This is a genomic window from Actinomadura sp. NPDC049382, assembly GCF_040677125.1.
Lineage (GTDB): Bacteria > Actinomycetota > Actinomycetes > Streptosporangiales > Streptosporangiaceae > Spirillospora > Spirillospora geliboluensis.
This window is the reverse complement of sequence record NZ_JBFARO010000121.1, coordinates 1-24,220: the sequence shown is the minus strand read 5'-3', so window position 1 is coordinate 24,220 and position 24,220 is coordinate 1. Positions and strand designations below refer to the sequence as shown.

Genomic DNA, 24,220 nt, shown 5'->3' with positions numbered 1-24,220 from the left:
GGCGTCCAGCGGGCGCGGCGCGACCGCGGCGGCGGCCGGGGCGGGCTCGGCGGCCCAGTCCGGTTCGAGGACGAGGCGCCGCCCCGCCCGGAACGCCTGGACGTTCGCCGCCACCTGGACGCCGTTCAGCGCGAGCGCCTCCTCGATGGCCTTCGCCGACAGCGGCAGCAGCCCCGCCTGGTACGCGGCGCCGACCACGATGAGGTTGGCCGTGGTCGTGCTCCCGAACCAGCGTTCGGCGAGCGCGAGGGCGTCCAGCGCGACGAGGCGGCCCGCGTCGGTGCGGGCGGCGATCCGCTGGACGAGCGACGCGCTCGGCGGCAGCGCCGCCGACGTGTCGGTGATCATCCGGCCGGTGGGGACCTCGCTGGTCGACACGACCGCGGCGGTCCGGCCGGGCGCGCAGCGGCGCAGGTTCGGCTCGGTGGTCGCGGCGAGCGCGTCGAACACCAGGTAGGCGTCGGCGCCGCCCGCGCCGACCATGCCGGGGCGGTCCCGGTCGGCGTCCCCGATCCGCAGGTGCGACACGACCGCGCCGGCCTTCTGGCTGAGCCCGGTCTGGTCGAGCGCGCGGGCGTGCCGGCCGTCTATCAGCGCCGCCGTGGCGAGGACCTGGTTGACGGTCACGACGCCGGTGCCGCCGATGCCGACGAGCAGGACGTCCGCCGCGTCGGGCCGGGCCTCGGGCTCGTCCAGCTCACCGATCTCCGGCAGCGACGGCCGCGCCTTCCGCTCGCCCGGCGTGACGGTGACGAACGAGGGGCAGTCGCCGTCCACGCACGAGTAGTCCTTGTTGCAGGACGTCTGGTTGATCTGCGTCTTGCGGCCGAACTCGGTCTCGACCGGCTCCACGCTGAGGCAGTTCGACTTCACGCCGCAGTCGCCGCAGCCCTCGCAGACCGCCTCGTTGATCAGCACCCGGGTCTGCGGGTCCGGGGCGAGGCCGCGCTTGCGCTTGCGCCGCGACTCCGCCGCGCACGCCTGGTCGTACAGCAGCACGGTCACGCCGGGGATCTCGCGCAGCTCGCGCTGCACGGCGTCGAGGTCGTCGCGGTGCCGGACCCGGACGCCGGGCGCCCAGTCGGTGCCGCGCGGGTAGCGGGACGGGTCGTCCGCCACCACGACGATCTTCGCGACGCCCTCGGCGTGCAGCATCCGGGTGATCGCGGCCGGGTCGGCGCCGCCGTCGGCGTCCTGCCCGCCGGTCATCGCGACCGCCGCGTTGTAGAGCAGCTTGAACGTGATGTTCGTGCCCGCCGCGACGGCCTGCCGGACGGCGAGGCTTCCAGAGTGGAAGAATGTTCCGTCGCCGAGGTTCTGGAACATGTGCCCGGTGCCGCTGAACGGCGCCGCGCCGACCCACATCGCGCCCTCGCCGCCCATCTGCGTCGTGCCGATGCTCCGGTCCTGGAACACCGTCATGACGTGGCAGCCGATGCCGCTCGCGGCGACCGACCCGTCCGGGACGACCGTCGACCGGTTGTGCGGGCAGCCGGAGCAGAAGTACGGGGTGCGCGCCGGCGCGAGCAGGTTGATCGCGGGCTTGCGCGGGGCCAGCACCGGGTCGCGCAGGTCGACGTGCTCGGCGCCGACGCGGTCGGCGAGGAGCCGGGCGAGGGCCGTGACGAGCCGGTCCGCGTCCAGGCCGCCGTCGGGCGGGACGAGGGCGGCGCCGCCGGGCCCGTACTTGCCGTACACGGCGGGGCGTTCCGCCTGGTCGTACAGCACGTCGCGGATCTGCGCCTCGACGAACCCGCGCTTCTCCTCCACCACGACGATCTCGCGGAGCCCCCGCGCGAACGCGCGGATCCGGTCCCGGTCGAGCGGGTGGATCATGGCGAGGCGCAGCAGCCGGACGCCGCGCCGCGCGAGCGCCGCGTCGTCCAGTCCGAGCCGGTCGAGGGCCTCGCGCAGTTCCAGGTAGGTGCGCCCGGCGCCGACGAGCCCGAGGGAGGCGTCGCCGGCGGCGCCCTCGATCCGGTCGAGCCCGTTGGCCGCCGCGTACGCCGCCGCGGCCCGCAGCCGTCCCTCCAGGACCTCGGGCTCCAGGGACGTCGTGTCCTTCAGGTCGACGCCGGGCCTGCGGGTCGGCTTCCACGGACGGCCCCGCCACGCGAACTCCGGCAGCACCGGGTCGGCGACCGGCTCGGCGGCGATGATCTCGTGCGAGTCGGCGACGTCGGTGACGACCTTGAAACCGGTCCAAGCACCGCTGAACCGGGACATTTCAAACCCGTGCCGTCCCAGCCGCAGCACGTCCGCGACCGAGCCCGGCACCAGCACCGGCATGAACGCCTCCGCCAGCGCGCCCTCCGTCGCCGACGGCAGCGTGGACGACTTGCACGACGGGTCGTCGCCCACCACCGCGAGCACCCCGCCGAGCGCGGACGTGCCGAGCCAGTTGGCGTGCTTGAACGCGTCCAGCGACCGGTCGACGCCGGGCGCCTTGCCGTACCAGAGCCCGAAGACGCCCTCGTAGAGCGGCCCCGGCAGGTGCTCGGCGAGCTGCGAGCCGTACACGGCCGTCGCCGCCAGCTCCTCGTTCACGCCGGGGACGAACCGGATGTCGTGGCCCTCCAGCAGGGTCGCGTCCCGCATCAGCTGCTGGTCGAGCCCGCCGAGCGGCGATCCCCGGTAGCCGGACACGAACCCGGCGGTCCGCAGGCCGCGCCGCGCGTCCGCCCGCCGCTGGTCGAGCAGCAGCCGGACGAGCGCGTGCACGCCGCCGAGCGCGATCCGGCCGCGCTCCAGCTCCAGCCGGTCCCGGAGCGGGGAGGAAGAAACGGTGGTGCTCATGCTTGCATTGAGCCCACTTGCCTGAGCGGTGTGCAAGATGTTGTGGCAATACTTGAGCAGATTGCTCAAGTCAGAACCGAATTACCCGCTGGAGCTGAGCATTGTGACCCGCGCCACCCTCCTCGACCTCCAGATACTCCGCCGCCTGGTGGAGCAGCCCCGCATCGGCGTCACCGAACTGGCCGCCAAGCTCGGCATCGCCCGCAACACCGCGCACGCGCGCGTCGAGCGCCTGGAACGCGAGGGCGTCATCGGGCACCGCGGCCGGGAGGTCGACCTCGGCGCCATCGGCTTCGAGCTGACCGCCTTCGTCACCCTGGAGGTCGCGCAGGGCCGGCTGCGCGAGGCCGCCGTGGCGCTGTCGTCGATCCCGCGCGTCCTGGAGGTCCTCGGCATCACCGGCCAGGGCGACCTCCTCGTCCGCGCGGTCGCCCCGAACGGCCGGCAGCTCCACGAGGTCATCGACTCGATCCTCGCCTGCCCCGGCGTCCGCCGCAGCACCACCTCGATCGTCCTCACCCACCAGGTCCCGTTCCGCCTCGGCCCGCTCCTGGAGGACGAGGAGCGCCGCGCCCGCCAGGCCAAGGACGGCAAACCGAACGCATAGCGCGGCCGGGCCGGCCGCCGTGATCTATGCCCTCCGGCTCAGCCTCACCCTGGACCTCCCATAGCGGAGCGGACGCCGGCGGCTATCTCCAGGTCTTCGCGGGCCTCGATCACCAGGGTGCGGACGGCGGCGCCGGGCGCGGTGACGTCGGTGTCGCCGTCCGCCGCCGCGTTGCGGCCGGGGTCGATGGAGACGCCGAGGTGGGCGAGGTCCTCGGCGAGGCGCATCCGGACGGACGGGTCGTGCTCGCCGACGCCGCCGGTGAAGACGAGGGCGTCCAGGCCGCCGAGGGAGGCGGTCATGGCGGCGGCGCAGGCGCGCAGGCGGTGGTGGTAGACGTCGAGGGCGGCCAGGGCGTTCACGTCGCGTGCCTCGGCCAGTTCGCGGACGCGCCGCATGTCGCCGGTGCCGGTGAGGCCGCGCAGGCCGGAGTCGCGTTCCAGGGCACGGTTGACGTCGGCGGGGTCGAGGCCGTGCTTGATCAGCCATAGCGGGATGCCGGGGTCGATGCTGCCCGCGCGGGACGCCATGACCAGCCCTTCGAGGGGCGTGAATCCCATCGTGGTGTCGATCGAGCGGCCCTCGGCGACGGCGCACAGGGACGCGCCGGAGCCGAGGTGGCAGATCACCGCCCGGGGCGGGACGGCGCCGAGCATCGCGGCCGTCCGGCGGGCGGCGTAGGAGAACGACAGGCCGTGGAAGCCGTAGCGGCGCAGCCCGAACCGCTCGCGCCACTCGGCGGGGAGCGCGTACGTCGCGGCGGCGTCCGGCATCGTCGCGTGGAACGCGGTGTCGAAGCAGGCCACGGCCGGGACGCCCGGCAGCGCCTCGGTGATCTCGGAGAGCGCGTGCAGGGACGCGGGCTGGTGCAGCGGGGCCAGGTCCGCGAGGGCGTGCAGGCGCTCGGTGACGGCGGCGTCGACGCGGACGGGCTCGGTGTAGTCGGTGCCGCCGTGGACGAACCGGACGCCGATCGCGTCGGGGCGCGGCATGTCCGCGACCAGGCCCGCCATCTCGTGGCCGGCGCCGGAGTCCTCGGCGAGGACGGTGTCGCCGGCGTCGAGCAGGCTCACCTTCAGGCTGCTCGACCCGGGGTTGACCGTGAGGACGCGCATCGGTACGGCCCTCCCTAGTACGGCCAGGTCCAGTCGCGGACCTCCGGCGCGTCCTCGCCGTGCTCGCGCGTGTAGGCGCGCATCGCGAGGCGCTGGTCGGCCATCCGCTGCCGGACGTGCGCGACCCGCCCGCCGAGGGCCGGGACGCGGTCGATGACGTCCATGACCAGGTGGTAGCGGTCGAGGTCGTTCAGCATGACCATGTCGAACGGCGTGGTCGTCGTCCCCTCCTCCTTGTAGCCGCGGACGTGCAGGTTGGGGTGCCCGGCGCGGCGGTAGGTGAGCCGGTGGACGAGGTACGGGTAGCCGTGGAAGGCGAAGATGACGGGCTTGTCGGTGGTGAACAGGGCGTCGTAGTCGCGGTCCGGCATCCCGTGCGGGTGCTCGCTGGGCGGTTGCAGCCGCATGAGGTCCACGACGTTCACGACCCGGACGCGCAGGTCGGGGAAGAGGCGGCGGAGCATGTCGACGGCGGCGAGCGTCTCCAGGGTGGGGATGTCGCCCGCGCAGGCCAGCACGACGTCCGGGTCCTCGCCGCCGTCCGTGGAGGCCCACTCCCAGATGCCGATGCCGCGGGTGCAGTGCGCGATCGCGGCGTCCATCGGCAGCCAGTTCAGCGCGGGCTGCTTCCCCGCGACGACCACGTTGACGTAGTCGCGGGAGCGCAGGCAGTGGTCGCCGACCGACAGCAGCGTGTTCGCGTCCGGCGGCAGGTACACCCGGACGATCTCCGGCTTCTTGTTCATGACGACGTCGAGGAAGCCGGGGTCCTGGTGGGTGAAGCCGTTGTGGTCCTGCCGCCACACGTGCGACGACAGCAGGTAGTTCAGCGACGCGATCGGCCGCCGCCACGGCAGGTGCCGGGTCACCTTCAGCCACTTCGCGTGCTGGTTGAACATCGAGTCGACGATGTGGACGAACGCCTCGTAGCTGTTGAACAGCCCGTGCCGCCCGGTGAGCAGGTAGCCCTCCAGCCAGCCCTGGCACAGGTGCTCGCTCAGCACCTCCATGACCTGCCCGGACGGCGCCTGGTGCTCGTCGGTCGGGAGCCGCTCGCCCTCGAAGACGCGGTCGGTCGCCTGGAACACGTCCCCGAGCCGGTTGGAGGCCGTCTCGTCCGCCCCCATGATCCGGAAGTTGGACGGGTTGGCCTTGACGACGTCGCGCAGCCAGGTGCCGAGCGTCCGGGTCGGTTCGGTGGTCGTCGTGCCGGGCTTGTCGACGGGCACGGCGTAGTCCCGGAAGTCGGGGAGCGCGAGCGGCTTCAGCAGCAGGCCGCCGTTGGCGTGCGGGTTGGCGCTCATCCGCCGCTCGCCCTCGGGGGCGAGGGCCCGCAGCGCCTCGACCGGGCGGCCGTCGGCGTCGAACAGCTCGTCCGGGCGGTACGAGAGCAGCCACTCCTCCAGCTGCGCCAGGTGCTCGGGGTTGTCGCACACGCCCGCGAGCGGGACCTGGTGGGAGCGCCACGTGCCCTCGACGGGGAGGCCGTCGACCTCCTTCGGGCCCGTCCAGCCCTTCGGGGAGCGCAGCACGATCATCGGCCAGCGGCGCCGCTGCGACGTGCGCCCCTCCCGCGCGCCGCGCTGGATCGCGGCGATCTCGTCGAGGGCCTGGTCGAGCGCGGCGGCCATCTTGCGGTGCATGGACGCCGGCTCGTCGCCGCTGACGAGCAGCGGCCGGTACCCGTACCCGTCCAGCAGCTGGACGAGCTCCTCCTCGGGGATCCGCGCCAGCACCGTCGGGTTCGCGATCTTGTAGCCGTTGAGGTGCAGGATCGGCAGGACGGCGCCGTCGCGCACCGGATCCAGGAACTTGTTGGAGTGCCAGCTCGCCGCGAGCGGCCCGGTCTCGGCCTCGCCGTCCCCGATGACGCACGCGACGACGAGGTCCGGGTTGTCGAACGCCGCGCCGAACGCGTGCGCGAGCGAGTACCCGAGCTCGCCGCCCTCGTGGATGGAGCCCGGCGTCTCCGGCGCCACGTGGGACGGGATGCCGCCGGGGAAGGAGAACTGGCGGAACAGCCGCCGCATCCCCTCGCCGTCCCGCGAGACGTCCGGGTACACCTCGCTGTAGGTGCCCTCCAGCCACGCGTTCGCGACCGCCGCCGGCCCGCCGTGCCCCGGCCCCATGATGTAGATCATGTCGAGGTCGCGCGCCCGGATGGCGCGGTTGAGGTGCGCGTAGCAGAAGTTCAGGCCGGGGGAGGTGCCCCAGTGCCCGAGCAGCCGCGGCTTGATGTGCCGGCGCGCGAGCGGCTCGCGCAGCAGCGGGTTCGCGAGCAGGTAGATCTGCCCGACGGACAGGTAGTTCGCGGCTCTCCAGTACGCATCGATCGCCCGCACCTCGTCGTCGGACATCACGGACTCGGCCATGGCGCGTCCCTCCGCTGTCGGTCCCGTCTCAGGGGGATCACGTCCCCCGCATCGGCGGGCTGAACCGTCACGGAAACCCCATCACGCGGGGGCTGGCGCGCCCAGGGCCCAAGGTCCCGGTGTGCCGCCGGCGCCCCCGGTGCCGGACGGCTCGGCGTCCGCGCACCGGAGGCGCCGCGGTATCAGGGTGGACGCGACCGGTTACAGAGGCGGTGCCCGCGCGGGCTCCGCCCCGCCCCCCAGCGAACCGGTGGAGGCGTCTCCTGGGCGTGTTGAAGCCTGCCTCGTACTCGTCCGTAGGTTCACGGGTCGGGGCGTGCGGTCGGCCGGCGGTAGGAGGGCTGCGACGAATGGCTCACGCAGGACGACCAATTGCGGACAGACCGCTACGAAGGGTGGCTCGGCTTGTCCCGCGCGGGCCCCGGTGTGCTAGGCAGTGCGGGACGGCTGATCAGGTAGGAGGCGGTATGGGCGGGTTCTTCACCGGGCGGACGCTGGCGGACCTCGGGCGGGGGCTGCGGTCCGGGACGGAGACGGCGCGGGACCTCGTCGCGGGCGCCCTCGACTCGGTCGATCCCGACCTGAACGCGTTCGCGCACCTGGACCCCGAGGGCGCCGCGGCCGCGGCCCGGAAGGCGGACGAGGAGCTGGCGTCCGGCACCGACCGGGGCCCGCTGCACGGGATCCCCGTCGCGGTGAAGGACATCATCGACGTCGCCGGGCTGCCGACCGGGATGGGGTCCGCGCACTTCGCCGGGCACGTCGCCGAGGCGGACGCAGCCTGCGTGGCGGCACTGCGGAACGCCGGCGCCGTGATCGTCGGAAAGACGGGGACGCAGGAGTTCGCGTTCGGCGCCACCGGCGACGTGTCGGCGAGCGGCCCGGTCCGCAACCCGCGCGACCGGGAGCGGATGTCGGGCGGCTCCAGCAGCGGCAGCGCCGCCGCCGTCGCGGCCGGCACGGTCCCGCTCGCCCTCGGCACCGACACCGGCGGGTCGGTGCGCATCCCGTCCGCGTTCTGCGGGGTCGCCGGGTTCAAGCCCGCGCACGGCGCCGTCCCGGCCGGCGGCGTGTTCCCGCTGTCGCCCTCCCTGGACCATGTGGGCGTCCTCGCCGGGACCGCCGCCGACTGCCTGCTCGCCTACGAGGCACTGACCGGCCCCCTGGCGCGGGACGGCGCCGAAGGCGCAGGCGAACCGCTCGGGCGCGCCGCCTGGATCGAGCCGCCCGCCGCCGACCCCGAGGTGGTGCGGACCGTCCGGGCCCTGGTCCCGGACGCCCCGGCCGAGCCGCTCGACTTCGCCGGGCTGCGCGAGGTGTTCCTCGCGATCGAGTTCAGCGAGGCGTACGACGTGCACGCCGAGCGGATCGCCGCCGCCCCCGACCGGTACCTGCCGGTGACGCGCGGCCGGCTGGAGGAGGCGGGCCGCATGCCGGGCTGGCGGCTCGTCCGCGCGCTGCGCGAGCGGGACCGGTACGCCGCGGAGATCGCGGCGCTGCTGGACCGCTACGACCTCCTCGCGATGCCGACCATGCCGATCACCGCCCCGAAGATCGGCGCGACCGAGTGCGAGTTCGGCCCGCTGACGGCGCTGCTGGTCAGCCTCACCTCGCCGTGGAACGTGCTGGGGCTGCCCGCGCTGACCGTCCCCGCCGGGACCGTGGGCGGCCTGCCCGCCGGTGTCCAGCTCGTCACCCGGCGCGGCGCGGAGGACGTGCTGTTCCGCGCCGCCGAGCGCCTCGCCCGCGGCTGACCCGCCGCTACAGGTAGAGCCCGAAGAACTCCTCCGGGTGGTCGAGGAGCGGGGGCAGGTCGTCGGCGGTGAGCGTCACCAGGTCCTCCTTCGAGGGCGCCGCCGGCGGCTCGCCGCCCTCCTCGCCGCCCGCCTTCGCGCCCTGCACGGCCTTCCTGGCGTGCACGGCGGCGGACGCGACCCGGTCGGCCTGGTTGGCGACGGCGACGTCCAGCATGTTGCGCATCAGCCGCCCGTTGCCGAACGACGGCCCGCGCGGCGCGCGGCGCAGCATCGCCCGCAGCACCTCCTCGGTGCCGGCCGCCAGCTCGAACCCGTCCGCGGCGGCGAGCTGCCCGAACACGGTGATCAGCTCGTCGTCGCTGTAGTCGGGGAAGTGGATCTGCTTGGGGAACCGCGAGTCCAGGCCGGGGTTGGCGGCGAGGAACTCCGCCATCTCCTGCTGGTAGCCCGCGACGACCACGACGAGGTCCTCGCGGTGGTCCTCCATCAGCTTCACCAGCTCGGCGATCGCCTCGTGCCCGTAGTCGCCCTTCAGCGGCGACTGCGTCAGCGTGTACGCCTCGTCGATGAACAGCACGCCGCCGAGCGCCCGCTCGACCAGCCGGCGGGTGCGGGGCGCGGTCTGCCCGATGTACTCGCCGACGAGGTGCGCGCGGGACGCCTCGACCAGGTGCCCGGACGACAGGACGCCGAGCCGCTTGTAGATCCGGCCGAGCAGCCGCGCGACCATCGTCTTGCCGGTGCCGGGGTTGCCGGTGAACACCATGTGCCGCGTCGGCGGGGTGATCTTCAGGCCGTTCTCGCTGCGCAGCCGCGCCGCGTGCGTCCCGGCGACGAGCAGCGCGATCTCGTGCTTGACGGTGTCGAGCCCGGTGAGGTCGTTCAGCTCGGCGAGGGGGTTCCCGGCGGCCCGCGCGGTGTCCAGCGCCGCGGGCAGGTCCTGCTTGCGGACGACGATCTCGGCGTCGGGCGCCGTGCCCGCCGCCTCCTGCCGCGCCCGCGCCGCCGCGACGACCTGGTCGGCGAGGTGCGGCGCGAGCCGCGCGTTGCGCAGCGTCTGCATCGGCGGCGTCGCGGCCAGCAGCGCGCCCGCCGCGGCGACCGCCGGCCGGGTGCCGCGGGCACCGCGGGCGGCCAGCGCCCGGCGGAACAGCTCGGCGTGCCCGTCCGCGGTGAACGGCCGCGTCCGCGCGACGCGGAACAGCTGCGGCAGCACCGGGTTGATCTCCCGGATCCGCTCCTCCCCGCCCGCGTCGCACAGCGCCACCAGGTGCAGGTCGGGGTGGACGGCGAGGAGCCGGTGCAGCTCGGCGGCGAGCGCCTCCCCGTTGCCGGGGTCGGCGACGATCCCGTCCAGGCCGTCGATGACCAGCAGCCGGTCGCCGGCGCAGTCGCGGGCGTCGGCGTGCAGCCGGGCGACCGCGTCCGGCAGCCGCTGGCCCGCGAACAGGTTCTCGGTGATCCAGTGCGGGTCGCGGCCGAGCGCGAGCGCCCGGCCGAGCTCCTGCGCGGCGTCGCGCTTGCCGGTGCCGTCCGGGCCCGCCAGCAGCAGCCGGACCGGCGCGCCGGTGCCGGTGCCGCCGGTCAGCTCCGCCAGCGCCGCCGCCGCCTCCGGCTGCTCGACCAGCGCGGACGCGATGTCGGGCCGGACACCGCGCGCCGCCCCGGCGGCCCCTGCGCCCTCGCCGGGCACGCTCCGCAGCGTCTCGGTCAGCGGGTTCACGACCCGGCGGCGCGGCGCGTACAGCCGCCGCAGATCGGTCTGGAACTGGCCGACCGGGATCCACTCCGCCTTCGGGAACCACGGGTCGCCCGGCAGCCCCTGCACGGTCGCGATGAACCGCATCGCCATGTCGAGCCAGCCGCGGCACGCGTCCGCCGCGCCCGCGACCAGCGCCTCGGCCAGCCACGCCCGCGTCCGCTCCTGCCACGCGCCCGCCTTGAACCCGCGGCGCTCGGCGGCGAACCGCTGCCGCAGCTCGCCGTACCGGTCCTCGCCGAGCGCGACCGCCAGCTCCGCCGGGACGTGCTCCATGCTGCCCTGCAGCAGCAGATGGAGCAGGTGGACCTCGACGCTCTCGTCCCGCGGCGCCGCCTCGAGCACGCGCTCGAAGGCCGCGAGCAGCCCCGCGCACACCCACTCCAGGTAGCCGACCGGGCCGAGCAGCTCCGGCACCGCCGCGACGATGTCGTCGCCGGCGTGGGCGTGCCAGTGCTCGCGCAGCTCCTGCTTCGGCAGGCCGATCTCGCACTCGGGCGGGTCGTCGTAGAGCCGCAGCAGCGCCTTGCGGCGCTCCTCCAGCGGCTCGATGCCCTCCAGCACCGACAGGCAGTCGCGCGCCAGCTCGATCGCGAGGCCCCGGTCGGGGGCCTCGATCAGCCAGTCCACCGGCGGCCGCCACCGGCCGCCGGGCGCGTCCCAGCGCGTCATCCGGGTGCTGAGCGGGCCCGGCCCGGACAGGTGCCGGTACAGCAGCCGCTCCGGCAGCTGCGACCAGGACCCCGCCTTGATCGCGCCGCCGCCCGGCAGGAACGCCAGCATTCCGAAGATCTCCGCGGTGACCAGCGACGCCGGCAGCGTGAGCAGCTTGTGCTCCTCCGTGGTCAGCGCCACCGCGCGCGGATCGGCCGCGAGCCCGTCGATCCGCGCCGCGATCTCCTCGAACAGCCCGTCCGGGACCCGCCACGGACCGTGCGAGTAGACGTCGAGCACCGGCTCGTCGGTGAGCAGTAGCTCCAGATGCTCCGGCAGCCGCAAAGAACACTCCCCAAGAAGTCAAAACCGGGGTACAGCCTACGTTTACCGGAGCGGTGGTGGCTGAATAGTCCGACCCTTCCGAGGTATCGGATGCAACACGTTCCACCGGGGCCAGTGCACCCCGGGGTCAAGGCCGGCGGAGAAACTCAATGGCCAGCCGCGCGGTGGTGCCGATCACGGCGTCCGCGCGCGGCAGCACGGCGGTCGGCAGCAGCGACCGTGTGAAGATCGCCACGGCGTAGCGGGCGCCGTCGGGGTACTCGACCGCGCCGACCTCGTTGCGGACGGTCAGCAGCGTCCCGGTCTTGCCGCTGACCACGACGTCGTCGTAGGGGAAGCCGGACGACAGCCGGTGCGGCCACACCTGCAGCCCGAGCAGCCGCCGCATCGCCGCGCAGTCCGCGGCGGGCGCGGCCTCGTCCCGCCAGATCATCGACAGCAGCCGGGTCATGTCGCGGGGCGTGCTGCGGCTGGTGCGGGCCGGGTCCAGCGCGCGCAGGCGGCCGAGCAGGCCGGGGTCGTCCAGCTTCGCCCACACGTCCGCGAAGGTGTCCGCGCCGGCGTCGGCGAGCAGGCCCTCGTGCAGTTCGCGGCCGGTGACCTCGACGACCGTGTCGCGCAGCCCCAGCGCGGCGGCGGCCGCGTTCACCGCGTCCCGGCCGCCGACCCGGTCCAGCACGGTGTCGGCGGCGGCGTTGTCGCTCACGGTGATCATCAGGCAGGTGAGGTCGCGCAGCGACATGCGCACCTCGTCCAGCAGGGCGGACACCCCGGTCGGCCCGGCGGTGCGGTCCTGCGGGCGCAGCGTGACCTGCTCGGCCGGGTCGAGGGCGCCCGCGGCGGCCAGCCGGTGGAACGCCACCAGCAGCGGCACCTTGAACACCGACGCGAGCACCACCGGCTCGGCCGCGCCGATCGCGACCTCCCGCCCGGTGTCGATGTCGACGACGTGCAGCACCCCGGTCACCCCGGCCGACCGGAACTCCTCCTCGATCCGCCGGACCGCCGCGCCCGCACCGCGCGCCGCGCTCATGCCAGGAATCCGGAGGACGGGCGGGGCACGACGCGGCGGACGGGCGGCGCGTCCAGCGGCGCCATGCCGGCCTCGCGGCGCAGGACGGCGGTCGCGACCGCGCTGAAGTCGGCGATCGCGCGGGCGTGCTCGGGGTCGCGGGCGCGCCGCCACGCGCAGGACGTCCGCCAGGCCAGCGGCTCGCCCACCAGCGGCCGCCAGACCGTCCCGGCGGCGTCGCCGGTGCGCGGGACGAGCGCCACGGCCGTGCCGGCGAGCACGAGGCCGAGCGCGAACTCCGGGTCGCGCGCCTCGTGCACGGCGGCGGGCGCGTACCCGTGCCGGCGGCAGCCCGCGAGGAGCTCGTCGTGCGCGCCGGGCGCCTCCTCGCGCGGCGCCACCGCGAGGTCGCGGCCGCCGAGGTCGGCGAGGTGCACCTCCGGGGCGGCGGCGAGGTCGGAGCCGGCGGGCAGCAGCACGCCGAGCGGCTGCCCGAGCATCGGGCCGAGCTCCAGGTCCCGGGAGTCGCACGGGTGCCGCACCACCCCGGCGTCCAGCGTGCCGTCGGCGAGCGCGCGCACCTGCTCGTCCGTGCCCGTCTCGCGCAGGTCGAGCCGCAGGTCGGGGCGGCGGTCCCGGAACGCGGCGATCAGCGCGGCGACGACCCGGCCGCCGAGGCCGCCCGGCAGGCCCGCGCGCACGGCGCCGACCTCGCCGAGCCGGGCGCGCTCGGCGACGGAGTAGACGCGTTCCACGCGGGTGAGGATGTCACGGGCCTCGTCCAGCAGCAGCCGGCCGGGCGCGGTCAGCTCCACCTTCCGGCTGGACCGGTCGAACAGGCGCACCCCGAGCTCCCTTTCCAGCCGCTGGATCCGCTGGCTGAGCGGCGGCTGGGCCATGCCGAGCCGCTCCGCCGCGTGCCCGAAGTGGAGTTCTTCGGCGACGACGACGAAGCACCGCAGATGCCCGACGAGGTTCACGACCAGGAATGATATCGAATCGGATATATCTGTGACATTGATATCAATCTTGGACTTTCCGGGCGATGCCTGGTGTCCTTGTGTCTCCATACCAGGGGGAAGGGAGATCGACGATGCGCCGATCCCGTGTGCTCACCGCCGCCGCGATCGCGGTGGCGGTGCTGATCGTGGGGGCGGGGGCGGTGTGGTTCCTGCGCGACGGAGAGGGCCCGGAGGACACCGCCGGACGCTACCTCGCGGCGTGGAGCGGCGGCGACCTCGCCGCGATGCGGAAGCTGACCGACGGGCCGCCCGCCGACTTCGAGCAGCGGCTCACCAAGATGCGCGAGGAGCTCGGCGTCACCGCGCAGCGCTTCACCGTCGCCTCGGTGGGCGACCCGGACGGCGGCGAGGCGGGCGGCGCCTACACCGCCGAGCTGACCCTCGCCGGCGACCGGAAGTGGACCTACGATGGCGCGCTGCCGATGGTCGAGCGGGACGGCGAATGGCTCGTCCAGTGGTCGCCGAAGGTGCTGTACCCGGAGCTCGCGGAGGGGCAGCGGCTGCGCGCCGCCCGCGCCTGGCCCGACCGCGCTGCCGTCCTCGCCGCGGACGGCAGCGACCTGAGCGCCTCGCCGTCGGGGTCGGCGCGGCAGCTCGCCGGACCGGTCGCCGCCGCGTCGGCGGAGGCCGCCGAGCAGTTCGGCGCGCCCTACGAGAAGGGCGACCCGGTCGGCGCGGACGGCCTGCAGAAGCAGTACGAGCGGCGGCTCGCCGGCACGCCCGCGCTCGCCGTCCAGATCGTGGACGCCGACGGCAACGCGGTGAAGACGCTGAAGCGGTTCGGCGGCACCGAGGGACAGCCGCTCAAGACGACGATCGACCCGAAGGTCCAGGCCGCCGCGGGCAAGGCGCTGACCGGCGCGAGCAAGCCGGCGTCGATGGTGGCGCTGCGCCCGTCCACCGGTGAGATCCTCGCCGTGGCGAACAAGCCCGGCGGCTACAACCGGGCGCTGATGGGCCAGTACCCGCCCGGCTCCACGTTCAAGGTCGTCACCGCCGCCGCCCTCGTCGCCGACGGCGTGTCCCCGTCCACGAAGGTCGGCTGCCCCGCCACCACGACCGTCGGCGGCCGGTCCTTCCACAACTACCAGCACGAGGACTTCGGGACGGTCCCGTTCCGCGAGGCGTTCGCGCACTCCTGCAACACCACGTTCGCGCGGCTCGCGGTCGACAAGCTCGGCGAGAAGCGGCTCGCCGAGGTCGCCGCCCAGTTCGGGTTCAACGCCCCGATCGTCTCCGGGCTGCCCTCCGTCCGCGCCGCGTTCCCCGCCAACAAGGACGACACCGCGTTCGCGGCCGCGTCGTTCGGGCAGGGCCAGGTGCTGACCAGCCCGCTCAACATGGCGAGCGTCGCCGCCGCCGCGGCCGACGGCACCTGGCGGTCGCCCCGCGTGGTCGACGCGGCCCTGGTGAGCCAGGCCGCCGACGCGCGCGGCCGCAAGGCGGAGCGGCCGAAGAAGCTGGAGCCCGCCGTCGAGAAGGCGCTGCACGCCCTGATGCCCGCCGTCGTCAGCGAGGGCACCGCGTCCGGCGTCGGCTTCCCGGCCGGCACGGCCGGCAAGACCGGCACCGCCGAGTTCGGCGAGGGGCAGAACCCGCCCACGCACGCCTGGTTCATCGGCTACCGCAAGGACGTCGCGTTCGCGGTGATCGTCGAGGACGGCGGCACCGGCGCCGAGGCGGCCGCGCCCATCGCCGCGACCTTCCTGCGCTCCCTCTGACGCGGCGGCCGGGGTCACGGCGCCGTCCGGGGGCGGGCGGCGGCGGCGCCGAACCCGAGCACGGCGAGTCCGGCGAGCGCGGCCGCCGCGCCGCCGGAGCCGAGGTCGAACAGCGCGCCGACGGCGAGGCCGCCGCCGAACGCCGTCATCCCGGCCAGGAACGACGACGCCCCGAGGTAGGCGCCCACCTGCTCGGGCGGCGCGTACCGGGCGACGGCCTGGAAGATCGGCGGCTGCATCAGCCCCTGCCCGGCCCCGGTGAGCACGGCCGCGCCCAGTAGCCCGGCGATCTGCCAGGGGCCGTCCGCGTCCCCGTCCAGCGGGACGAGGGCGAGGAAGCCGGCGCCGGACAGCAGCAGCCCGGCCCGCAGGACGCCGGGCCGCCCCGCCCTGGACGCGCACCACGGCTGGACGGCGGCGACCACGGCGGCGGCCAGGCAGAGGAACGCGGTCGTCCGGCCGGAGCCGAACCCGCGCAGCGGCACGACCGTGGCGGCCGCCGTCACGAGCAGCGTGGACGGCGCGACGATCACGGCGAAGCGGACGAAACCACGGTCCCGCGCCACCGCGCGGATGCCCTGCAGCATCGTCTTCGGGGCGCGCGCGGCGGGCTGTGCGTGCCGTGCGGGCAGCAGCGGGAAGAGGACGGCGGCGACGCACCAGGCCGCCGCCGCACCCGCCGCGAGCAGGGGGAAGCCGCCGAGCGCCAGCAGCGCCAGCCCGGCGGACGGGCCGAGCACGGCGGAGATGTGCCCGCTCACCAGGTACACCGCGAAACCGCCCGGCCGGCGTCCGGGGGACAGGCCGGCGAGCAGCGACTGGGCGGCCGGGTGGTACAGCGCCCCGCCGACTCCCACCAGCACGGCGGCGACGGAGAGCCCCACGGGGCCGTCGGCCGTGCCGAACACGGCGAACCCGGCGGCGCGGACGACGCAGGCCAGCACCCCGGTGCGCGGCGCGCCGAGCGCGTCGGTCAGCGCGCCGACCGGGAGCAGCAGCGAGTACTGGACGAGCAGGCGGGTGCCGAGCACCAGCCCGATGGTCCCGGCCGCGAGCCCCACGCCGTCCCGCAGATGGGCGACGACGTGCCCGAACACCGCGTAGTAGCCGAGCCCGATGGCCACCTGGACGGCGGCGAGCACCGCGATGACGCGCCGGTCACGGGACGCGGCCCTGACCGGGGCGGCGGGAGGGGCGGGAGCGGAAGCGGAGGCGGGGGCGGTCGCGCGGCCGGGGAGCATCGTGCCGCTAGCCCGCCGGACGCAGGGCGCGGGACAGGACGCCGGCGGTCAGCGCGATCGACTTCTCGTCCGCGTCGGCCTCCGCGCCCTTCCGGGTCGTGGTGACCACGATGATCAGCGGGGCGCCGCCGGGCTTCGGATAGGCGATCGCGATGTCGTTGGCGCTGCCGTAGGTGCCGCCGGTGCCGGTCTTGTCGCCGACCGTCCAGCTCTTCGGCAGCCCGGCGCGGATTCGCTTGTCCCCGGTGACCGTGGCCTTCAGCCAGTCGATCAGCCGCGCGCGGTCGGCGGGGACGAGCGCGTCGCCCACGGTGAGCGCGCGCAGGTCGTTCGCCCAGGGGCGCGGCGCCGTCGTGTCGCGCTTCTCGCCCGGCTTCCAGTCGTTCAGGCCGGGCTCGATGCGGTCGCTGCGGCTGACCGTGTCGCCGAGGGAGCGGAGGAAGGCGGTGAGGCCGGCGGGCCCGCCGATCTCCTTCAGCACGAGGTTGCCGGCGGTGTTGTCGCTCTGGGTGATCGTCGCGTGGCACAGCTCCGCGACCGTCATCCCGGTGTCCACGTGCTTCTCGGTGACCGGCGAGAACTCCTGCAGGTCGTCCTTCGTGTAGTGGATCACCTTGTCGAGCAGGCCCGGGGCGCTCTGCCGGGCCTTGCGCAGCACGGCGCCGCACGCCATCGCCTTGAACGTGGACGCGAACGGGAACGTCTCGTCCGCCCGGTGCCCCACCGCCCGCCCGCTGCCGGTGTCGATGGCGTACGCGCCGATGCGCGTGCGGCGGGTCGTCTCAAGGCGGGTCAGCTGCTTCGTCACCTCCGCCTGCGTCGCGGCGGTCTGCACGGCGGCCTGCGAGGCGGTCCGGGACGCGTTGCTCTGCGGTGCCGCGCTCTTGACGGCCGGGTCCGCGTCCGCGCCGCAGCCGGCGGCGGCGGACACGGCGAGGACGGCGGCGGCGACCGCCCGGAAGGCGGGAGCGTGTTTCGTCATGCCGGTGAGCAGACCAGAGGCGCGAAGCCGGTGTCCAATATTGATATGGGTCGGCGAGCGATATCGGCCGTCATATGGATGCGGCCTGACCTGGCCGCCCGTCCGGTGTCACAGCCAGTCCCGGAGCTTGAAGACCGTGTAGAGGATGAGGCTGCAGACCACGATCACGGCGGTGCTGGCGATGAACCCCGCGTGCTGCGAGAAGCCGGGATAGGGGACGTTCATCCCGTAGAACCCGGTCACGGCCGTCGGCACCGCGATGATCGCCGCCCAGCTGGTGACCTTCTTCATCACCTCGTTCATCCGGTTGCTCTGCAGCGCCAGCCGGGTGTCGAGCAGGTCGGCGACCAGGTCGCGCAGGCCGTCGGTCCACTCGCCGACGCGCAGCGTGTGGTCGTAGACGTCCTGGAAGTAGGGGACCAGCGGCGGCGGGACGATCGGCAGGTCGCGGCGCAGCAGCGTGTTCAGCACCTCCCGCATCGGCAGCGCGATCCGCCGCAGCGCGGCGAGGTTCTTGCGCAGCGCGTAGCTGCGCCGCTGGATCTCCTTGACCGGGAACGCGTCGGCGAACACCAGGTCCTCGACCGCGTCGGCCTCCTCGTCGAGCGCCTGCACGGCGGCCAGCTGCAGGTCGACGACGAGGTCCAGCATCCCGTAGAGCAGGAACGCGGCGGTCGGCTCGGCGAGGCCGGCGTCCGGGCTCGCGTCCCACCGCGCGATGAGCGCGTCGACGTCGAGATCGGGGTCCTGCCGGACGGTGACCAGGGCGCGCTGGGCGACGAACGCCGACAGCTCGTGCAGCGTCAGGTGCCCGCCGGCGACGTACGGGACGTAGACGTTCAGGAACGCGTAGCCCCGGTACCGGTCGAGCTTCGCGCGCTCGTGCCGGGAGACGGCGTCCTCCACGGCGACGTGGTCGAGGCCGAGCTCGTCGCTGATGACGCGCAGGTCCTCGTGGCGCGGCGCGCACAGGTCGAGCCACACGACGACGTCCGGGCGGGCCAGGTACTCGCTCACCTCCCCGACGGGGAAGCCCTCCGCCACGAGCTCGCCGCCGCGCCACGCCCGCGTCCGCGGCGGCGCGCCGCCGATCCGGTTCTCCGGATGCCCCTCGACGTCGGTCTCGGACGGATGGGACCCCACGGCTCACACCTCCTTCGCGCGCGACCCGGCCCGGGGCGGGGCCGTCGACGCGCGCACGACGAGATCGCCCGGCAGCACCCGGGCGGCGGGGCGGCGGCCCGCGAGCAGGTCGAGCAGCGCGGCCATGCCCTGCGCGCCCAGCTCCTCGGCGGGCAGCCGCACGGTCGTCAGCTCCGGCTCCAGCGCGGTCGCCAGCAGCACGTCGTCGAACCCGGTGACCGACAGCTCGGACGGGACGTCCAGCCCGAGCGCCCGCGCCGCCTTGTAGGCGCCCGCGGCGATCAGGTCGTCGTCGCAGACGAGCGCGGTCGGCGGGTCGGCGGCCGACAGCAGCCGCAGCGCGGCGTCCTTCGCGGACGCGACGTCGATCGCGCACTCCTCCCGCAGCAGGGCACCGCCCGGGAGGCCCGTGACGACGGCGGCCAGGGCGGCGGCGCGCGCGCGGAACGTCCACTGGTCGACGGCGGCGGCCACGTGCCCGAACCGGCGGTGGCCGAGGCCGGCGAGATGCCCGGCGATCGCGCGCATGCCGTCCGCCACGCCGAAGTCGATCGTGGGGACGGTGCCGCCGGTCCGCGGGTCGGGGCCGCTGTCGAGCATCACGGCGGGCGTCCCGCCGAACCGGCCGAGGGCGTCCACCGCCATCGAGGACGCGAGCACCCCGTCGATCGCCTCCTCCGACCCGAACGGGCTGTCCGCCGGGCCCTCCGCGTCGTCCGGCCACGTCGACACCACGACGCCGAAGCCGTGCCGGGCCGCGACCCGCGCCGCGCCCGTGTAGACGGGGCCGAAGAACGGCGCGGTCAGGGTCGGGACCATCAGCAGGACGGTCCGGGTCGTGCCGAGCCGCAGGTTCCGGGCGGCCTGGTTGGGCCGGTAGCCGAGCCGCTCGGCGGCGTCCCGGACGCTGCGCGCGGTGGCGGGGGAGACGCGCCCGCTCCACTTGCCGCCCAGCACGAGCGAGACCGTGGACTGCGAGACCCCGGCCTCCTGGGCCACGTCTTTGCTGGTGGGACGGCTGATGGCCGACACCCGGTCCTCCCTGTGCGGACATTGGGACGAAAACAGACTAGAGCCGAGGGCCCCGGAAGTGGTACGTATGACGGGTTCAGTAATACGTATGACGAGAGTACGTACGACGGGGATCTCCGGGGGCCATCGAATGCGCGGCTATGTCGTCTTCCTGCGGAGGCCGTACGCGGCGCGGCTGCTCGGCGGGACCCTGCTCGGCCGGCTGCCCAACGGGATGGGCATGCTCGCGGTCGTGCTGCACGTCCGCGCGGACGACGGCGGCTACCCGCTCGCCGGGACGCTCGCCGCGCTGTTCGGCCTCGCCACCGCCGCCGGCCAGCCCGTCCTCGGCCGCGTCATGGACCGCTACGGCCAGCCGCCCGTGCTGGTCCCCGCCGCCTGCGCCGCCGCGGCCGGATTCGTGCTCCTCGCCCTCGTCGGCGCCCACCCGCTGCCGGTGGCCGTCGCCGCCGTCGTCCTCGCCGGGTTCGCCACCCCGCCGCTGGAGGCCGGGCTGCGCGCCCTCTGGCCGGACGTCCTGGACGGCCAGGAGCAGGTCGACGCCGCCTACGCGCTCGACGCCGCCGCCCAGGAGATCCTCTTCACCGTCGGGCCGCTGCTCGTCGTCGCGGCGGCGGCGCTGAACACCGAGGCCGCGCTGGTCCTCACCGGCGCGCTCGGCATCGCCGGGACGCTCGTCGTCGCGCTGTCCGGGCCGTCCCGCCGGTGGCGGAGCGCGCCGCGCGCCGCCGACTGGGCCGGGCCGCTGCGCTCCCCGGGCCTGCGGGTGCTGCTGCTGTCGCTCGGCTTCGCCGGGATCGCGCTCGGCGTCTACGCCGTCGCCGTCGTCGCCTACGCCGAGGAGCAGGGCAGCGACATCGCCTCCGGGCTGCTGCTGGCGTGCATGGCGGGCGGCGCCCTCGCCGGCGGGATCGGCTACGGCGCCCGGCCGTGGCCGGGCGAGCCGCACCGCCGGCTGCGCTGGCTGCTCGCCGCGCTCGCCGCCGGGTACGTCCCGCTCGTCCTCGCGCCGTCCCTGCCGGTCATGTCGGTGCTGGCGTTCGTGTCCGGCGTCTCCCTCGCCCCCGTGCTGGCGTGCAGCTTCGCGCTCGTCGACCGGCTCGCGCCCGCCGGGACCGTCACCGAGGCGTTCGCCTGGGTCGTCGCCGCGATCGGCGCGGGCGGGTCGCTCGGCTCGTTCGTCGCCGGCGTCGGGCAGGACGCGGCGGGCGTCCCCGGCGCGTTCGCGGGCGCCGGCGTGGGCGGCGCGCTCGCGCTGGCCCTCTTCCTGGTCGGCGGCCGGACCCTGCGCCCCGGCCGCAGCGCCGCCGTCACCGCCTAGCCGTACTGCCTCGTGAGATTGGGGACCCCGGCGGGCCGGGGGTCACACCCAGGACTGGAACCAGATCCGCTCGTGCCAGTCGTCGTACGGGAGGGTCTGCGCCGACAGGATCGGGTGGAAGTACGCGAAGTTCGCCAGCACCACCAGCAGGAACGCCCCCGCGGCGGCGGCGCCGACCAGCCGCCGCACCCCCGGCCCCTGGGCCGGGACGGGCGCGTACGCCCCGCTCTCCCCGTAGGCGCCGTCCCCGTAGGCGTCGTCCCCGTAGGGCCCGGCGGGGACGTCGGGCACGGAGCCGCCGGACTCCCAGGGACGGGCCGCGTGCGCGCCCGCCGCCCAGGCCGGCGCCGGGCCGATCAGGTAGCCGAGCACCAGCACCACCGCCAGCACCATGAACGGGATCAGCGGCGTCGCGTAGAACAGGAACATCGTCCGGTCCGCGAACGCCGACGGGAACCAGGTCGCCCAGCCCGCGAGGAAGCCCAGCAGGATCGCGCCCGCCCGCCAGTCCCGCAGGATCAGCCAGAGGAACGCGACGACGACCAGCGCGACCAGCGCGCCCCACCACAGCGCGGGCGTGCCGATCCCGAGGATCTCCCGCGAGCAGCGCGCCGCGCCGCACCCGCCCTTCGGCTCGGTGTAGAAGAACGCGACCGGGCGGCGCAGGATCGGCCAGTCCCAGGGCCACGACTGGTACGGGTGCTTGGCGTGCAGCCCCGTGTGGAAGCCGAGGATCTGCGAGTGGTAGTCCCACAGCTTCGGCATCGCCTCGAACGGCCGCCACAGCACACTTCCGGACGCGTCGCCGCGGCCCCAGCCGCCCGGCTTGAAGATCCACCCCGACCAGGTCGCCAGGTAGGTCACCAACCCCACCACGACGAGCTGCACGAACGCGGGGACGGCCTCCAGCAGCAGCGTTCCGGTGAACGGGGCGCGCACCCCGGCCGCGCGGCGGGCGCCGTAGTCCCACAGGACGACCATCAGCCCGAACGCGGCCACGTAGAAGACGCCCGTCCACTTGGTGGCGCAGGCCAGGCCGAGGCAGATCCCGGCGGCCCACCGCCATCCGTGCGCGAGGAACGGGCCGTAAACCGAGATCTCGCCGCGGCCGATCCGGTCGGCCAGGACGCGGCGGGACCGGTCCCGGTCGTTCACCAGGCACGCGAACCCGGCGAGGACCCAGAACATCACGAAGACGTCCAGCAGCGCGGCCCGGCTGGTCACGAACGCGAGCCCGTCCAGCGCGAGCAGCAGCCCGGCGGCGCAGCCGAGCAGCGTCGACCCCGTCATCCGGCGGGCGACCCGGCACAGGATCAGCACCGACAGCGTCCCGACCAGCGCGGGCATGAACCGCCAGCCGAACGGCGTCGCGCCGAACATCCACTCGCCGATCGCGATCATCCACTTGCCGAACGGCGGATGGGCGACGAACGCCGGCCCGTTCGCCCAGATGTGCGCGTCCGGGTCGGCGATCAGCATCTTGTCGGCGTTCTCGACGGTGTTGTGCTCCCAGCCGAACTTCAGCAGGGCGAGCGCGTCCTTGGCGTAGTACGTCTCGTCGAAGACCACCGCCTTCGGCGAGCCCAGCCCGTCGAACCGCAGGAACCCGGCGAGCGCCGTCACCAGCAGCGGGCCCAGCCAGGACAGCAGCGCGCTGCCCGGGATCGCGGGCGCGAGCCAGTCCCGCAGCGGGGACGTCCGGCGCCCGGACGCGGTGGCAGGAGCGGGGGCCGTATCCGTCGTCGCCATCCCGTCATCGTACGGGCGGCCCCGCCCCGCACGGCCCCTCCGGGCGGACCCGGCGGCACGGCCGGGCGTCCGCGCCGGGCCCCGCCGTACGCGCCGGAGGCCCCGCCGTGCGCGCCGGGGGCGCGGCCGGGTGGGACAATGATCCGCGTGACCGGGACCTTGCTGCTGGCGGCGGCGCCCATCGGGCGGGCCGAGGACGCGTCCGCGCGGCTGCGCGCGGCGCTCGCGGCCGCGCCGGTGATCGCGGCCGAGGACACCCGGCGGCTGCGCCGGCTGGTGGCCGACCTCGGGGTGCAGACCGCGGGCCGCGTCGTGTCCTACAACGACCTGAACGAGCGGGCGCGGGCCGAGAGCCTGGTCGAGGAGCTGCTGGCCGGGCGGGACGTGCTGGTGATCACCGACGCGGGCATGCCGGGGGTGTCCGACCCCGGCTACCGGCTGGTGCGCGCGGCCGTCGCCGCGCAGGTGCCGGTCTCGGTGCTGCCCGGGCCGTCCGCCGTCACGACCGCGCTGGCGGTGTCGGGGCTGCCCACCGACCGGTTCTGCTTCGAGGGCTTCCCGCCCCGCAAGCCGGGCGAGCGGGCCCGCCGGTTCGGCGCCCTGGCGGACGAGCCCCGCACGATGGTCTTCTTCGAGTCGCCCCGCCGGCTGGCCGACACCCTCGGCGCGATGGCCGAGTCGTTCGGCGCCGACCGTCCCGCCGCGGTCTGCCGCGAGCTGACCAAGACCTACGAGGAGGTCCGGCGCGGGACGCTCGGCGAGCTGGCCGGCTGGGCCGCCGACGGGGTGCTCGGCGAGATCACGCTGGTGGTCGGGGGCGCGCCGGAGCCGTCCGGGCTGCGCGAACCGGCCGAGCTGGCCGCGGCCGTCGCCGCCCGCGAGGAGGCCGGGACGCCCCGCAAGCAGGCGATCGCGGAGGTCGCGAAGGAGAACGGCGCCCCGAAGCGCGTGGTCTACGACGCCGTTGTGAAGTCCAGGGCGTAGGCGCGGCATCAGACCGGTCGAACCGGTTCTTTCTGGGAATAACCCCTATCGGTGGCCGCACGGCGGGCGCACTATGGGCACGTCGGGGCCACCATGGAACTGGGACGCGGTCAGCGGGACGCGCCCGAGACGGTCTCCGAGGGGGTGAGTGCCGTGCTGGACACATGGACGAGCCACGAAGTATGGGTCTTGGAGTGCCTCAACTGCACGACGACCTGGAACGAGGAGTTCGAGGTCCGCCACGCGGGCGACGGGCACGGCAACGAGGCCGTCATCTACGAGCGCGGCGGGCAGCCCTGCACGACGCCCTGGACGGACCGCACCTGCCCGAAGTGCGGCAGCCAGAACGTCAAGGCGCTGTCGGCGATGCGCGGCAAGGAGGGCGAGCTCCCGCAGACCCGCGCGGGCAGCGACGTGGCGATGGTCTTCCACCTGCGCCGCATGCACGCCTGGTAGCCGATCCCGGCCGTCACCCGGGCGCGGGGCGCCCGGGCGCGGGTCACTTCGCGACGACCTCGGGGACCTTGGTCTCGATCTCCGGCGCGTCCGCCGCCGGCGCGGCCGCCGCGGCGGGCCCGCGCCGCCGCGCCGCGCTGCCCGGCGCGGTC

17 protein-coding genes are annotated in these 24,220 nt (G+C 75.0%); 6 read left to right on the top strand and 11 right to left on the bottom strand.

Going from position 1 to position 24,220, the window contains the following annotated elements:
* The coding region (locus AB0K34_RS38275) for an indolepyruvate ferredoxin oxidoreductase family protein (protein WP_364553641.1) at positions 1-2,796 on the bottom strand (2,796 nt) is incomplete at its 3' end.
* A 61-nt stretch (positions 2,797-2,857) separates the two neighbouring features.
* On the opposite strand from AB0K34_RS38275, the gene AB0K34_RS38270 reads away from it, so the two are divergent.
* On the top strand, positions 2,858-3,403 hold the full coding sequence (locus AB0K34_RS38270; RefSeq protein ID WP_240808020.1) for an Lrp/AsnC family transcriptional regulator: 546 nt from the start codon (positions 2,858-2,860) through the stop codon (positions 3,401-3,403).
* Positions 3,404-3,447: 44 nt separating this feature from the next.
* Here AB0K34_RS38270 and AB0K34_RS38265 read toward each other — a convergent pair whose 3' ends face one another.
* The gene (locus AB0K34_RS38265; protein ID WP_364553639.1) at positions 3,448-4,518 is read right to left on the bottom strand and encodes an acetate/propionate family kinase; all 1,071 of its coding nucleotides are present in this window, start codon (positions 4,516-4,518) and stop codon (positions 3,448-3,450) included.
* A 14-nt stretch (positions 4,519-4,532) separates the two neighbouring features.
* Positions 4,533-6,890: a phosphoketolase family protein gene (locus AB0K34_RS38260; RefSeq protein WP_364553637.1), complete on the bottom strand. Its 2,358-nt coding sequence runs from the start codon at positions 6,888-6,890 to the stop codon at positions 4,533-4,535.
* 467 nt (positions 6,891-7,357) lie between these two features.
* Here AB0K34_RS38260 and AB0K34_RS38255 point away from each other — a divergent pair, with 467 nt between their 5' ends.
* Positions 7,358-8,644 carry an amidase gene (locus tag AB0K34_RS38255; protein WP_364553635.1) on the top strand — a complete coding sequence of 429 codons (1,287 nt, stop codon included), beginning with the start codon at positions 7,358-7,360 and terminating at the stop codon, positions 8,642-8,644.
* A gap of 7 nt (positions 8,645-8,651) precedes the next feature.
* Here the strand turns inward: AB0K34_RS38255 and AB0K34_RS38250 are convergent, their stop codons facing one another.
* The 3 genes from AB0K34_RS38250 to AB0K34_RS38240 form a co-directional block, all read right to left on the bottom strand.
* Positions 8,652-11,405 carry an AAA family ATPase gene (locus AB0K34_RS38250; protein ID WP_364553633.1) on the bottom strand — a complete coding sequence of 918 codons (2,754 nt, stop codon included), beginning with the start codon at positions 11,403-11,405 and terminating at the stop codon, positions 8,652-8,654.
* Positions 11,406-11,532: 127 nt separating this feature from the next.
* Positions 11,533-12,438: a serine hydrolase gene (locus AB0K34_RS38245; protein ID WP_138638407.1), complete on the bottom strand. Its 906-nt coding sequence runs from the start codon at positions 12,436-12,438 to the stop codon at positions 11,533-11,535.
* Positions 12,435-13,397: a LysR family transcriptional regulator gene (locus AB0K34_RS38240; protein ID WP_138638406.1), complete on the bottom strand. Its 963-nt coding sequence runs from the start codon at positions 13,395-13,397 to the stop codon at positions 12,435-12,437. The genes AB0K34_RS38245 and AB0K34_RS38240 overlap by 4 nt, the downstream gene beginning before the upstream one ends.
* Positions 13,398-13,510: 113 nt before the next feature.
* Here AB0K34_RS38240 and AB0K34_RS38235 point away from each other — a divergent pair, with 113 nt between their 5' ends.
* Positions 13,511-15,160, top strand: coding sequence for a penicillin-binding transpeptidase domain-containing protein (locus AB0K34_RS38235; protein WP_364553631.1), 1,650 nt, complete (start codon positions 13,511-13,513; stop codon positions 15,158-15,160).
* A 14-nt stretch (positions 15,161-15,174) separates the two neighbouring features.
* Here AB0K34_RS38235 and AB0K34_RS38230 read toward each other — a convergent pair whose 3' ends face one another.
* The 4 genes from AB0K34_RS38230 to AB0K34_RS38215 form a co-directional block, all read right to left on the bottom strand.
* Entirely contained in the window at positions 15,175-16,401 is a 1,227-nt protein-coding gene (locus tag AB0K34_RS38230; RefSeq protein WP_364553629.1) for an MFS transporter, read from the bottom strand.
* 7 nt (positions 16,402-16,408) lie between these two features.
* Positions 16,409-17,383 carry a class A beta-lactamase gene (bla, locus tag AB0K34_RS38225; protein WP_364553627.1) on the bottom strand — a complete coding sequence of 325 codons (975 nt, stop codon included), beginning with the start codon at positions 17,381-17,383 and terminating at the stop codon, positions 16,409-16,411.
* A gap of 108 nt (positions 17,384-17,491) precedes the next feature.
* Positions 17,492-18,526 carry a magnesium transporter CorA family protein gene (locus AB0K34_RS38220; RefSeq protein WP_301177184.1) on the bottom strand — a complete coding sequence of 345 codons (1,035 nt, stop codon included), beginning with the start codon at positions 18,524-18,526 and terminating at the stop codon, positions 17,492-17,494.
* A 3-nt stretch (positions 18,527-18,529) separates the two neighbouring features.
* On the bottom strand, positions 18,530-19,558 hold the full coding sequence (locus AB0K34_RS38215) for a LacI family DNA-binding transcriptional regulator (RefSeq protein ID WP_364553624.1): 1,029 nt from the start codon (positions 19,556-19,558) through the stop codon (positions 18,530-18,532).
* Between the two features lie 88 nt (positions 19,559-19,646).
* Between AB0K34_RS38215 and AB0K34_RS38210 the strand changes: the two genes are divergently transcribed.
* Positions 19,647-20,879 carry an MFS transporter gene (locus AB0K34_RS38210; RefSeq protein WP_240808363.1) on the top strand — a complete coding sequence of 411 codons (1,233 nt, stop codon included), beginning with the start codon at positions 19,647-19,649 and terminating at the stop codon, positions 20,877-20,879.
* Positions 20,880-20,921: 42 nt separating this feature from the next.
* On the opposite strand, the gene AB0K34_RS38205 is transcribed toward AB0K34_RS38210, so the two are convergent.
* Positions 20,922-22,628, bottom strand: coding sequence for a phospholipid carrier-dependent glycosyltransferase (locus AB0K34_RS38205; protein ID WP_364553622.1), 1,707 nt, complete (start codon positions 22,626-22,628; stop codon positions 20,922-20,924).
* Positions 22,629-22,766: 138 nt separating this feature from the next.
* On the opposite strand from AB0K34_RS38205, the gene rsmI reads away from it, so the two are divergent.
* Both rsmI and AB0K34_RS38195 read left to right on the top strand, forming a co-directional pair.
* Positions 22,767-23,612 carry a 16S rRNA (cytidine(1402)-2'-O)-methyltransferase gene (gene rsmI / locus AB0K34_RS38200; RefSeq protein WP_364553620.1) on the top strand — a complete coding sequence of 282 codons (846 nt, stop codon included), beginning with the start codon at positions 22,767-22,769 and terminating at the stop codon, positions 23,610-23,612.
* Positions 23,613-23,663: 51 nt separating this feature from the next.
* Positions 23,664-24,068, top strand: coding sequence for a hypothetical protein (locus AB0K34_RS38195; protein ID WP_138640111.1), 405 nt, complete (start codon positions 23,664-23,666; stop codon positions 24,066-24,068).
* Positions 24,069-24,220: the final 152 nt, after the last annotated feature.

Excerpts from the sequence above, each read along its gene's own strand:
- AB0K34_RS38205 (WP_364553622.1), bottom strand. The coding sequence starts at position 22,628 with ATGGCGACGACGGATACGGCCCCCGCTCCTGCCACCGCGTCCGGGCGC.
- bla (WP_364553627.1), bottom strand. The coding sequence starts at position 17,383 with ATGACGAAACACGCTCCCGCCTTCCGGGCGGTCGCCGCCGCCGTCCTC.
- AB0K34_RS38265 (WP_364553639.1), bottom strand. The coding sequence starts at position 4,518 with ATGCGCGTCCTCACGGTCAACCCCGGGTCGAGCAGCCTGAAGGTGAGC.
- AB0K34_RS38235 (WP_364553631.1), top strand. The coding sequence starts at position 13,511 with ATGCGCCGATCCCGTGTGCTCACCGCCGCCGCGATCGCGGTGGCGGTG.
- AB0K34_RS38260 (WP_364553637.1), bottom strand. The coding sequence starts at position 6,890 with ATGGCCGAGTCCGTGATGTCCGACGACGAGGTGCGGGCGATCGATGCG.
- AB0K34_RS38255 (WP_364553635.1), top strand. The coding sequence starts at position 7,358 with ATGGGCGGGTTCTTCACCGGGCGGACGCTGGCGGACCTCGGGCGGGGG.
- rsmI (WP_364553620.1), top strand. The coding sequence starts at position 22,767 with ATGATCCGCGTGACCGGGACCTTGCTGCTGGCGGCGGCGCCCATCGGG.
- AB0K34_RS38210 (WP_240808363.1), top strand. The coding sequence starts at position 19,647 with ATGACGAGAGTACGTACGACGGGGATCTCCGGGGGCCATCGAATGCGC.
- AB0K34_RS38245 (WP_138638407.1), bottom strand. The coding sequence starts at position 12,438 with ATGAGCGCGGCGCGCGGTGCGGGCGCGGCGGTCCGGCGGATCGAGGAG.
- AB0K34_RS38230 (WP_364553629.1), bottom strand. The coding sequence starts at position 16,401 with ATGCTCCCCGGCCGCGCGACCGCCCCCGCCTCCGCTTCCGCTCCCGCC.